The organism is Mycobacterium sp. pR1184, from assembly GCF_041287235.1.
Classification (GTDB): Bacteria; Actinomycetota; Actinomycetes; order Mycobacteriales; family Mycobacteriaceae; genus Mycobacterium.
In genome coordinates this window covers 43,073-54,933 of record NZ_JBGGKR010000018.1, presented here as the reverse complement: position 1 = coordinate 54,933, position 11,861 = coordinate 43,073, and the positions used below count along the sequence as shown (strand labels likewise).

The 11,861-nt window shown below is 66.8% G+C and carries 11 protein-coding genes; 6 read left to right on the top strand and 5 right to left on the bottom strand.

Annotated features, from left to right (window positions below; translation table 11 throughout):
• Positions 1-27: 27 nt before the first annotated feature.
• Both ACAG21_RS25545 and ACAG21_RS25540 read left to right on the top strand, forming a co-directional pair.
• Positions 28-1,275 (top strand): HNH endonuclease signature motif containing protein, encoded by a 1,248-nt coding sequence (locus ACAG21_RS25545; RefSeq protein ID WP_370499052.1) that lies wholly within the window; start codon positions 28-30, stop codon positions 1,273-1,275.
• Positions 1,276-1,452: 177 nt separating this feature from the next.
• Positions 1,453-2,604 carry an AI-2E family transporter gene (locus ACAG21_RS25540; RefSeq protein WP_370499051.1) on the top strand — a complete coding sequence of 384 codons (1,152 nt, stop codon included), beginning with the start codon at positions 1,453-1,455 and terminating at the stop codon, positions 2,602-2,604.
• Here ACAG21_RS25540 and ACAG21_RS25535 read toward each other — a convergent pair.
• Together ACAG21_RS25535 and ACAG21_RS25530 are read right to left on the bottom strand one after the other, a co-directional pair.
• The gene (locus ACAG21_RS25535; protein WP_370499050.1) at positions 2,585-3,382 is read right to left on the bottom strand and encodes a dienelactone hydrolase family protein; all 798 of its coding nucleotides are present in this window, start codon (positions 3,380-3,382) and stop codon (positions 2,585-2,587) included. The genes ACAG21_RS25540 and ACAG21_RS25535 overlap by 20 nt on opposite strands.
• An 11-nt stretch (positions 3,383-3,393) precedes the next feature.
• Positions 3,394-4,065, bottom strand: coding sequence for a DUF4245 domain-containing protein (locus ACAG21_RS25530; protein ID WP_370499049.1), 672 nt, complete (start codon positions 4,063-4,065; stop codon positions 3,394-3,396).
• An 80-nt stretch (positions 4,066-4,145) separates the two neighbouring features.
• Between ACAG21_RS25530 and glpX the strand changes: the two genes are divergently transcribed.
• Genes glpX through ACAG21_RS25515 form a run of 3 tightly spaced genes read left to right on the top strand, consistent with a single transcriptional unit; the run spans position 4,146 to position 7,773 of the window.
• Positions 4,146-5,231, top strand: a complete 1,086-nt coding sequence (gene glpX / locus ACAG21_RS25525; protein ID WP_370499048.1) for a class II fructose-bisphosphatase — start codon at positions 4,146-4,148, stop codon at positions 5,229-5,231.
• A gap of 37 nt (positions 5,232-5,268) precedes the next feature.
• Positions 5,269-6,672, top strand: coding sequence for a class II fumarate hydratase (locus tag ACAG21_RS25520; RefSeq protein WP_370499047.1), 1,404 nt, complete (start codon positions 5,269-5,271; stop codon positions 6,670-6,672).
• An 18-nt stretch (positions 6,673-6,690) separates the two neighbouring features.
• Positions 6,691-7,773 carry a hypothetical protein gene (locus ACAG21_RS25515; protein ID WP_370499046.1) on the top strand — a complete coding sequence of 361 codons (1,083 nt, stop codon included), beginning with the start codon at positions 6,691-6,693 and terminating at the stop codon, positions 7,771-7,773.
• Between the two features lie 7 nt (positions 7,774-7,780).
• On the opposite strand, the gene ACAG21_RS25510 is transcribed toward ACAG21_RS25515, so the two are convergent.
• From ACAG21_RS25510 to ACAG21_RS25500, 3 genes are all read right to left on the bottom strand, one after another.
• Positions 7,781-9,232, bottom strand: a complete 1,452-nt coding sequence (locus ACAG21_RS25510; RefSeq protein WP_370499119.1) for an adenylate/guanylate cyclase domain-containing protein — start codon at positions 9,230-9,232, stop codon at positions 7,781-7,783.
• Positions 9,233-9,346: 114 nt separating this feature from the next.
• Positions 9,347-10,222, bottom strand: a complete 876-nt coding sequence (locus ACAG21_RS25505) for a polysaccharide deacetylase family protein (protein WP_370499045.1) — start codon at positions 10,220-10,222, stop codon at positions 9,347-9,349.
• Positions 10,223-10,325: 103 nt separating this feature from the next.
• Complete coding sequence (locus ACAG21_RS25500; protein WP_370499044.1) at positions 10,326-11,627, bottom strand: PhoH family protein; 1,302 nt, start codon at positions 11,625-11,627, stop codon at positions 10,326-10,328.
• A 45-nt stretch (positions 11,628-11,672) separates the two neighbouring features.
• Here ACAG21_RS25500 and ACAG21_RS25495 point away from each other — a divergent pair, with 45 nt between their 5' ends.
• Entirely contained in the window at positions 11,673-11,831 is a 159-nt protein-coding gene (locus tag ACAG21_RS25495; protein ID WP_370499043.1) for a hypothetical protein, read from the top strand.
• Positions 11,832-11,861 lie beyond the last annotated feature (30 nt).

Below are 11,861 nucleotides of genomic sequence, written 5' to 3'. Positions count from 1 at the left end.
GTCGGACCAGGCTGCGAGGATGTTGTTATGTCTTCGACGACATCGGTTTCCGTGGCGGTGAACCCTAAGCAGCGGCTTGAGGTGTTGTTCGAGGAGTTGGCGGAGTTGGCGGGTCAGCGCAATGCGATTGATGGGCGCATTGTGGAGATCGCCGCCGAGATCGAGCGTGATGAGCTGTGCGGAATGACGGGTGCGCGGTCGGTGGCGGCGTTGCTGGGCTGGAAGCTGGCCCTGTCCTCGGCCAATGCCCACACGATCACCACGGTGGCGCGTCGGATCGAGGAATTCCCGCGGTGCGCGGCGGGCATGGCCGAGGGTCGGTTGTCGCTGGATCAGGTCGGGGTGATCGCGGCGCGGGCGGGTGAGGGATCTGATGAGCACTATGCGGAGCTGGCCGCGGTGGCGACGGTTAGCCAGTTGCGTACCGCGGTCAAGCTGGAACCGCGACCCGACCCCGATGCTGCCCGGCCGGACCCGCAGGCCTCGATCACCCAGACCTCTGACGAGGAGTTCACGTGTTGGCGGATCAAACTCCCGCACCTAGACGCCGCGAAGTTCGACGCGGCACTGGCCTCACACCGGGACGCGCTTTTCGCCGAGTGGAAGCACGATCACGGCAACGGCGACGCATCAGATGCTGCGCCGCCGTTGCCGGGCACTGTCGAGGCGTTCATGCGCCTGGTCGAGACGGGATGGGACGCCGAAGCGGCCCGCCGCCCGCACGGGCAGCACACCACCGTGGTCGTGCACGTCGACGTCAAAGAGCACGTCGCCGCGCTGCATCTGGGCCCGTTACTCACCGACGCCGAACGCCAATACCTGACCTGTGATGCCACCTGCGAAGTCTGGTTCGAACGCGACGGCGAGGTCATCGGCGCCGGGCGAGCGACCCGCCAGATCAACCGGCGGCTCCGTCGCGCCCTGGAGCACCGCCACCGCAGCTGCGCGGTTCCCGGATGCGGTGCCACCCGCGGTCTGCACGCCCACCACCTCCGGCACTGGGAAGACGGCGGCCCCACCGAACTAGCCAACCTGGTGCTGCTCTGCCCGTATCACCACCGGCTGCACCACCGCGGCGTCATCACCCTCACCGGACCCGCTGACGCTCTCATCGTCACCGACGAGGACGGCCGACCACTTAGCGCAGGATCGCTCGCGCGTCCGCCGAACCTTCCCCTGCCCGATGTCCCACCATGCCCAGGGCCCACCGGTGAGCGCGCCCAGTGGTGGTGGTATGAACCCTTCCAGCCGCAACCACCACCAACAATTAACTAGCCCGGCCCGGTGCTGAAGCGCAAACGTGCTGCGGCAACCAACGACTCGTTAGCGCCGTGCCGACATGCGCACTAGCCTGAGCAGCTAACCGATCTCGGTAGACGGCCATACGACGCGACCGCTATCGGGCAAGGCTAAGGTTCAGCTCAACGGCGACGCGGAGGGCGGCGGGTTGGCATGAACACCGAATTCACGCTCACTCAAAAGCGTGCGCTGGCGGTCCTCACATTGGTCGCGCTGCTGTTCGGCGCGTACTTCCTGCGCGACTATTTCGTGCTGATCGTGGTGGCCGCCGTCGGCGCGTATTTGTTCACGCCGCTGTTCAATTGGTTCAACAAGCGCTTCGGCACCGGCCTGTCGGCGACCTTCACGTTGTTGTCGGCGCTGGCGATGGTGATCGTGCCGGTCGGTCTGTTCATCGTGCTGGCCGTCGTCCAGGTCTCCCGGATGATCGACAGCATTTCCGGGTGGGTGAAGACAACCGACCTCAGCGGGCTCGGCGACAAGGTCCTGCATATCGTCAACGACCTGGCAGCACGAGTTCCGTTCCTGCACATCACGATTAACGCGGAGATGCTGCGAAAGGCGATGATCACCGGCGCGCAGAATATCGGTCAAGGACTGCTGCATGCCTTACAGGGTGCTGCGGGAAGCGCCTTCGGGGCCATCACGAACGGGATCATCTTTCTCTACCTTTTTCTCGCGCTGCTGGTGCATCGAGACAGGTTGCGCACGTTGATCGGTCAGCTCAACCCGCTGGGCGAGGAAGTCACGGATCTGTACCTGAAGAAGACCGGTGCGATGGTGCGCGGCACCGTGTTCGGCCAATTCGTCATCGCGTTGTGCCAAGGTGTCGCGGGTGCGGGGTCGATCTACCTCGCCGGATTCCACCACGGCTTCTTCATTTTCGCGATGCTGCTCACCGCGCTGTCGATCATCCCGTTAGGCGGCGGCATCGTGACGATCCCGTTCGGCATCGGAATGATCTTCTACGGCAACATCTTCGGCGGCGCGTTCGTGATTTTGTGGCATCTGGTGGTGGTCACCAACATCGACAACTTCTTGCGCCCCGTCCTGGTGCCGCGCGATGCGCGGTTGAATCCGGCGTTGATGCTGCTATCGGTGTTCGCCGGGATCGCCATGTTCGGACCCTGGGGCATCGTCATCGGCCCGGTGCTGATGATCGTGATCGTGACGACACTCGACGTCTACCTGGCGGTTTATCGGGGCGTCGAGCTGGTGAACCCGGACGACGACGTACCCGCGCGCCGCGGCTGGCTGCCCCGCCGCAAGGCCAACAAGGCGGCGGTTAAGTCAGCCTCTCAGTGAGGAATTCGACGACTCGCTTGCGGGCCTCGTAAGCCGGATGGCCGTCGACTTCCCGGACCTCCGTGGTCAACACCGAGTGGGCCGCCTTGGTAAAACCGTGTGCGTTGCCCGGGCTGGAGTCGATCTCGATCACCTCGAATGCGTCGCCCAGCCGGTGCTTGAGCGTCGCGAACCGTTCGGCCGGCGCCGTCGCGTCCTCGCTGAACCGTAAGCCCATGGCGCACAAGCCTTCTACGGCCGCACGATTGGCGACGCTGGCCAACTCCGCCTCACTGAGTCCCGGATCGCTTCGGCGCGCGCGTCCAAGCGGCAACGGCACCGACGGCTGGGAAAGCACCGGGGCCAGCACGCTGTCGTCGACCGCGGCGGCCAGCGCGAAGCCGCCGGTGAAGCACTGGCCGATCACCCCGACGCCCTTGGCTCCGGTCGATTCCTTGAGGTCGCGGGCCAGCGCACGCAGGAACAGCGACACCGGCCGCTGCTTGTTGGTCGCGAACGCCGCGAATTCCTTTGCCACACAAGTCCGTGCCAGGCTCGCCACGATTGAGCCCGTGGTCTTGGCCTTGCCGGGCACTCCGAACAGCGACGGAATCGCGACGGTGAAACCGTTGTCCACCAAGTGATTTCCCAAGCCCAGCACACCGGGATGGACCCCGGGGATCTCGGGAATCACCACCACCCCTGGGCCGGAGCCCTTGCGGTAGACGTCATGGGTGTAGCCGCCACCGGTGAACGGTGCCGCCACCCATCCGGACAAATCCGCTTCGGGTGCACTCACGCGAGTCGCTCCTATCGGCTGGTCGGCAGGGGCGACTGCGATTGCGTCGCCGCCGCCAGCGTACGGAACTGATCGGTGTTTCCGGCACCTGTGATCGCAATCTGGGCGATTCCGCCCGGGCTGGTCAGCCTGGTTGTCCAGACCGGCTCGGCGTCGGCACCGCTGTCACCGGAACCGCGATAGACAATCCAGTTCGTTCCCCCGACGTCGACCGTGCCCGTCGGATACGCCGACGGATGGATCGAGCCGACCAGCTTGTCCTCGTCGGCGTTGCTCTGCGTGAGGCTCAGATACATTCCGGTGGGGCCGATGTATCCCACCGTCGAGGTGGCCGCTGCCAGCCGCTGGCCATTGGCCATGCGCCCGTTCTCGATGCCGCCACGGCCCCCGGAGTTGGGCTGCCAACCCGCGGGCAGCTGCGGCATCCGGATCGGAAAGCCCAGCGTCTGAGCGTCCGCGCGCAGGGCCGTCGCCGCGTCGTAGGACGGAATCGCACCCTTGTTCGGCCCAGTCGGCTGGAACGAACACATCCCGACCATGCCGGCCAGCAGGATGCATCCGATCACCAGCGGCACCAGCGACCAGAACATGTCGCGGCCGTCCTGCAGCAACCGGGGTTTGGCGGGCCTGGCCGCCGGCACCGGCTCACCGGCCGTCTCGGCGTTGGGCTGCTTATCGGTCACCCCACGAGTATCCCAGCCCGCCGTTGGCAGCCGCAGCCCAGATCCAGCGGACCGATCAGCTTCTGGGAGAATCAGCAACCATGACAGCATCGGGCGGATCCGGTTCGTCTTCGACCGCGACTGCGGGCTCCGACCCGCAGGTACGGGCACGTCGCGAGGCCCCAGACCGCAACCTGGCCCTGGAACTGGTCCGGGTCACCGAGGCCGGCGCCATGGCCGCCGGCCGCTGGGTTGGCCGTGGCGACAAGGAGGGCGGCGACGGTGCGGCCGTCGACGCGATTCGTGAACTGGTCAACTCGGTGTCCATGCGCGGGGTCGTCGTCATCGGCGAGGGCGAAAAGGACGAGGCGCCGATGCTCTACAACGGCGAGGAAGTCGGCAACGGCGACGGCCCGGACTGCGACTTCGCCGTGGACCCGGTGGATGGCACCACGCTGATGAGCAAGGGCATGCCCAACGCCATCTCGGTGCTGGCGGTGGCCGACCGCGGAGCGATGTTCGACCCGTCGGCGGTGTTCTACATGAACAAGATCGCGGTCGGGCCCGAAGCCGCCCACGTGCTGGACATCACCGCGCCGATCGCCGACAACATCCGCGCGGTCGCCAAGGTCAAGGATCTTTCGGTGCGGGACATGACGGTGTGCATCCTGGATCGGCCGCGGCACAGTCAGCTCATCGAAGACGCCCGCTCCACCGGTGCCCGCATCCGGCTGATCACCGATGGCGACGTCGCCGGGGCCATCTCGGCCTGTCGGCCCCAATCGGGAACCGACATGCTGGCCGGCATCGGCGGCACCCCGGAAGGGATCATCGCGGCCGCGGCGATCCGCTGCATGGGCGGGGCCATCCAGGCACAACTGGCACCTCGCGATGAGGCCGAACGCCGCAAGGCGCTCGACGCCGGCTACGACTTGGACCAGATCCTGACCACCGAGGATCTGGTGTCCGGCGAGAACGTCTTCTTCTGCGCCACCGGAGTCACCGACGGCGATCTGCTCAAGGGCGTCCGGTACTACCCCGGCGGTTGCACCACCCAATCGATCGTGATGCGGTCCAAATCGGGAACCGTCCGCATGATCGAGGCCTACCACCGGCTTTCCAAGCTCAACGAATACTCCGCGATCGACTTCACCGGCGACAGCACCGCTGCCTACCCCTTGCCGTAACCGCGATTAGCACACCCCAACGAAGAGGAACTAATTCATGGCCGAAAGCGCCGAATATCGCATCGAGCACGACACCATGGGCGAGGTACGGGTACCCGCAAAAGCGTTGTGGCGAGCGCAAACCCAGCGTGCTGTGGAGAACTTTCCGATTTCCGGCCGGGGCCTCGAGCGCACTCAGATCCGCGCGTTGGGCCTGCTGAAGGGCGCCTGCGCACAGGTCAACTCCGACCTTGGGCTGCTGGCGCCGGAGAAGGCCGACGCGATCATCGCCGCGGCGGCCGAGATCGCCGACGGCAAACACGACGACCAGTTCCCGATCGACGTCTTCCAGACCGGCTCAGGCACCAGCTCGAACATGAACACCAATGAAGTGATCGCGTCCATCGCGGCCGCCAACGGCGTCACGGTGCACCCCAACGACGACGTCAACATGTCGCAGTCGTCCAACGACACCTTCCCGACCGCCACCCACATCGCGGCGACCGAAGCCGCAGTGCGCCACTTGATCCCGGCCCTGGAAATACTGCACGACGCGCTGGCGACCAAGGCCGCGCAGTGGCACACCGTGGTCAAGTCGGGCCGCACCCACCTGATGGACGCCGTCCCGGTCACCCTCGGCCAGGAATTCAGCGGCTACGCCCGACAGATCGAGGCCGGGATCGAGCGGGTGCGCGCCACGCTGCCGCGCCTGGGCGAGCTGGCCATCGGCGGAACCGCGGTGGGCACCGGGCTCAACGCTCCCGACGGCTTCGGCGCCAAGGTGGTCGAGGCGCTGGTCGCGTCGACCGGCCTGGCCGAATTGCGCACGGCAACAAACTCTTTCGAAGCTCAGGCAACGCGCGACGGCCTGGTGGAGGCGTCCGGTGCGCTGCGCACCATCGCGGTCTCACTGACCAAGATCGCCAACGACATCCGCTGGATGGGTTCCGGGCCGCTGACCGGTTTGGGCGAGATACAGCTGCCGGATCTGCAGCCGGGTAGCTCGATCATGCCGGGCAAGGTCAATCCGGTTCTGCCAGAGGCGGTTACGCAGGTGGCCGCCCAGGTGATCGGCAACGACGCCGCCGTCGCGGTCGGCGGTTTATCGGGCGCGTTCGAACTCAACGTCTACATCCCGATGATGGCCCGCAACATCTTGGAGTCGTTCAAGCTGCTGAGCAACGTGTCGAAGTTGTTCGCCGAGCGCTGCATTGTCGGCCTGAAGGCCAATGAAGAGCACCTGCGCGAGTTGGCGGAGTCGTCGCCGTCGATCGTGACACCCTTGAACTCGGCCATCGGCTACGAGGAAGCCGCCGCCGTGGCCAAGCAAGCGCTCAAGGAGCGCAAGACGATCCGTCAGACCGTGATCGACCGCGGCCTGATCGGCGACAAGTTGTCGATCGAGGAGCTAGACCGCCGGCTGGACGTGCTGGCGATGGCCAAGGTCAAACCGGCGAAATAAGGTGGGGGTGGTTCTGCAATGACGGTTCCTCCAGGCGGTCCCTACGGGCAGGATCCGTACGGCGCGAATCCGTATGGGCAGGGCCCATATTGGGGTGGCCCGCCGCAAGGTGGCCCGCCGCCGGGTGGCCCGCCGCAAGGTGGCCCGCCGCCGGGCGGCCCGCCGCCGGGCGGCCCGCCGCCGGGCGGCCCTCCCCCGTACCAGCCCGGCGGCCCCTACTCGGGGCCGCAGAGCGGTGCGTACCCCTACCCGCCGACCGGTCCGTTCACCAATCCCCAAGGCGGGATGGATCCTTCGTACCCGGGTCAGCCCTACGGTCAGGCCGGGGCACCGCAATATCCCCCCGGCTGGCCGCCCGGCTCCTACCCACCGGGACCGCCACCGAACGGGCCTCGGTCGAACATGCCTTGGCTGATCGTCGCCGGCATCGCGGTGCTGGGCGTCATTGCGCTGGTGGTGATCCTCGTCGTCAGCCTGAACAACGAACCCAATGGACCCAAAGCCAATCCGTCGACGACGACCATCGCGCCGACGTCGCAGCAGCCGGGTGGTTCGGGTCAGACCGCCAGCGATTGCACGCCCAACGTGTCCGGTGGCGATAAGCCCGCGGGCGGCGCGCCGATCAAGGCGGGCAAGTTGTCGTTTCCGGCCACCGCGGCACCCGGATGGATGCCGTTCTCGGATGACCAGACTCCGAATCTCATTGGCGCCGTGGGGCTAGCGCAGGAGGTGCCAGGCGCCAGCCAGTGGGTGATGCAGGCCGAGGTCGCGATCACCAACTTCGTTCCCAGCATGGACGTCAGCACGCAGGCCGCGAAGTTGATGAATTGTGTGGCCGAAGGCCCCGGCTATTCGAACGCCTCACCGACGTTGGGTCCGATCAAGAAGTCGTCGATCACGGTCGAGGGAATCAAGGCTGCCCGGGTGGACGCCGATATCACGATCGCCGACCCCGCCCGCAAGGTGAAGGGCGACTCCGTGGTCATCATCGCGGTCGACACCAAGCCGGTCACCATCTTCCTGGGCGCAACGCCGATCGGCGATTCAGCCTCGGCCGGACTGCTCAGCCAGGTGATCGGATCGCTGAAGGTCTCCAAGTAAGGCGGTTTCAGGCGGGCGCCGACACATGGGTGGTTTCCGAGCGGCCGCGCAGCACGGTGGAATAGCACTGGACCCAGTGACCTTGTTCGGCCTCGTCGGCCCGATCGATGGCCGCCGCCGAGCACAGGATGCGCCGATCCGAAGTCTTAGCCAGATCCGCCAGGCGTGCGGCTTCGTTGACCGCATCTCCGATTACCGTGTATTCATACCGGTTTTCGGCGCCGATGTTGCCGGCGAAGACCCGGCCCGCCGACACCCCGATACCGAAATCCACGGGGAGACGGCGCAGTTGGGTCCCCAGCGTGCGCGCCGTGGCCAGTGCCGACGATGACGGCTCGCCGGTATGCAACGGTACGCCGAAGATTGCCAGCGCCGCGTCGCCCGCGAATTTGTTGATCAGGCCGCCGTGCTCGTCGACGGCGTCGACCACGATGCGGAAAAAGTCGTTGAGCACGTCGGCAACCTCTTGGGGCGGACGGCTTTCGGCGAGCTGAGTCGAACCCACCAGATCGATGAACAGCACCGCCGCCTCGGCCACTTCGCCCGACAGCGTCGCACCCTTTTCGATCGCGCGCTGGGCGACGTCGGCCCCGACGTGACGACCGAACAGGTCGCGTAGCCGGTCACGCTCGGCGAGGCCGGCCACCATGCGGTTGAATCCCGTTTGTAGGCGCCCGATTTGGGATCGCTCGTACGCGCCGACGGTGGTGTCGATGTTGCCGCGCTCGACCTGAGCCATCGCGTCGACGACTTCGCCGATCGGGTCCGAAATCGATCGCGACGTCAAGATCATCGTGGGCAGCCCGAGCAGCAGCGCGGCCAGTGACACCACCAGGATCGGCACGTCCAGCGACGCGGACTTCTGAATCAGCCAACCGTAGGTGCGCAGCACCACCAGGGTTGCGATGACGCCGATCGGCAGTGCGCTGACCAGAAACCAGAGCATGACCAGTCGTGCGAACACTCCGGGCACCGCCAACCGGGGCTCGAGGCCCCGGGTCGCCGCGCCCATGATCGGGCGCAGCGTCCGTTGCGCGAGCAGCATCCCGGTGCCCGCGGCGGCCGGCCCACCGAGCACCACCCCGAGCGCCATCGGAAGCAACAGGGCCGGGCCGCCACCGAGATTGAGCAACACGAAGATGCCCCCGGCCACACCCCAGGCCGCCACCAGGATGGCCGTCTGCCGTCCGGCCAGCCGCATCGCGACTTCCCGTTGCGCGGTGGTGGGTTCCTGGCCGGCGGCATACCAGCGCACGGTCGGAAGGAGGCTGAACACTCCGGCCACCGCGACGCCGACGATGCCCAGGACCACCAGCGCCACCACGATCGCGGCGTCTTTCTGCGCGAAGACGACGCTAGTGGCCGCGGACGTGTGTCCCCGCAGCGGAATCAGGATGGCGGCGACGTCGATGACGGCGATGATGTACGACAGGGCAAGGTCGACCGCGTATTCGGTCAACAGTCTGCGGGCCGACTTGCGCTGCGGCGCCTCGGATATCGCCGCGGGCTCGCGCGATTCTCGCGCCTGGCGCCCGTCCGCTGTGCTCACCCCCTAAAGGTAGCCGCGCGGAGCTCACGCACCGTTGTTCGGCCCACCCGAGTTCTGGCCCGGGATGTCGGTGATCGGGAAGTTCGGCATCGGCTTGGGTGACGGAGTATTGGGCAGCGTCGGAATGTCGGCGGGCGGGATGTCGTGCAGCTCGTTGGCGGGCGGCCCGTTCTCCCGGCTGCCGTAGCTGCTGCCCGGTGCCCGCGGCCCCAACAGTTCGCTGACCGTCACCAGGCGATAGCCGTTGGCCTTGAGTACCGGAATGAACTGGTACACCAGGTCAACGGTGCTCGAGTAGGTGTCGTGGAACAGCACCACCGAGCCGGGCTTGATGTAGGTCATCAGCATGTACCGTGTCGCGGCGGTGTTCGAATCGTTTGCCCAGTCGAAAGGGATGACATCCCAGAGGATTTCGGCTAGGCCATAGCGGCCGGCGGTCTGGCGTACGTCGGGTGTGGACAGCCCGCCGGCCGGACGATACAGCGTCGGGGTGCGCCCGGTCGCGGCGTTGATCGCGTCGTTGGCCTTGGTGAACTGCGCGGCGATGTCTTCGGGCGGGATGGTCGTCATGTTGGGGTGTTCCCAGGTGTGACTGCCGATTTCCATGCCGGCATCGGCGACGCGCTTGGCGCCGGCCGGATTGGCGGCCACCTTGTTGCCGATCTCGAAAAAGGTGGCCTTGGCGTCGTTGTCCTTTAGGACCTGCAGCAGGCGCTCGTCGAACGGGCTCGGCCCGTCGTCGAACGTCAGTGCCACGCACTTGACCGCCGAGCAGCTCAGATTGTCGGCGCGCGTCACGTGACCGGTCAGGCCGCCGATCACCAGCACCGCACCGGCGGCCACGACACCGAACACGGTCCGCCAATAGCGCCAGGCCTGGCTGTCGGGTCGTTTGCGCACTGTAAAAGCTTACTCACCCTCGCGGGTGCGACCCGGGCGTCGAGTGTGCGTGCAGGGCGCCCTGGATGCACACTCGAGTCGGAAAAAGTCGGAAAGGCCCGGCTCAGTGCGGCCCGGCGATCTCCTCGAGCATCTCGGTGACCAGCGCGGCGATCGGCGACCGCTCGCTGCGCAGCAGAGTGATGTGCGCGAACAGCGGGTGTCCCTTGAGCTTCTCGATCACGGCCGCGACACCGTCATGGCGGCCCACCCGCAGGTTGTCGCGCTGGGCGATGTCGTGGGTGAGCACCACCCGCGACCCGGTGCCCAGCCTGGACAGCACGGTCAGCAAGACGTTGCGCTCCAGCGACTGCGCCTCGTCGACGATCACGAACGAGTCGTGCAGCGAACGCCCGCGAATGTGGGTCAGCGGCAACACCTCGAGCATGCCGCGCGACAGCACCTCCTCCAGGACGGCCGGGCTGGCCAGACCTTCCAGGGTGTCGAAGACGGCCTGCGCCCAGGGGCCCATCTTCTCGCTCTCGCTGCCGGGCAGGTAGCCCAGCTCCTGGCCGCCCACGGCGTACAGCGGACGGAAGACCACGACTTTGCGCTGGGTTCGCCGTTCCAGCACCGCCTCGAGACCGGCACACAGGGCCAACGCCGACTTGCCGGTTCCGGCCTTGCCGCCCAGCGACACGATGCCCACCGACTCGTCGAGCAGCAGGTCGAGCGCGACGCGCTGCTCGGCGGAGCGGCCGCGCAGCCCGAACACCTCGCGGTCACCGCGAACCAGCTGGACCCGTTTGGCCGCCGTCACCCGCCCCAGCGCGTGCGAGCTGCCGCCCAGCAGTCGAATTCCGGTGTGGCACGGGAGGTCTCGCGCTTCGACCAGATCGATCTCGCCGTCGGCGAAGAGCGCGTCGATGTCCTCGGTCGCGGTCTCGATCTCCTGCATCCCCGACCAGCCCGAGGCCACCACGTCTTGCGCGTGGTACTCGTCGGCGGCCAAGCCCACCGCGGCGGCCTTGACGCGCAGTGGAATGTCCTTGCTGACCAGCGTCACCCGCTTGCCTTCGGCGGCGAGGTTGGCCGCGCAGCTCAGGATCCGGGAGTCGTTGCTCTCGGTCCGGAAACCGGCCGGCAGCACGCTCGGATCGGTGTGGTTGAGCTCGACGTGCAGCGTACCGCCTTGTGTCCCAACCGGAATGGGCTGATCCAGCCGTCCGTGCTCCAGCCGCAGATCGTCGAACAATCGCAGCGACTGTCGAGCAAACCATCCCAACTCATGGTGGTGGCGTTTGGCCTCCAGTTCGCTGATCACCACCAGCGGAACCACCACCTCGTGTTCGGCGAACCGACTACATGCCCACGGGTCGGACAGCAGCACGGAAGTGTCGATCACGTAGGTCCGGATTTCGGTCACGTAGCGCTCCTCGAGCGGGATAAGCCCGCGCGGACCCGCACAGGCATGTCGGCGGGAACTGCGACACCAGGACCGGGGCCGGCCCTTCCCGTTGTGGTGACGGAGGTGCCGCCCTGGCAGCTGAGCAAGACGCTGACCATCGAGAATGACGCTACTCTCGTCGCCGCTTCGCAGCAGCGCAGGCGCGCCGACGCCGAGATGTGATGAGGACCGCGAGCCGGGTGAACGCCCGCG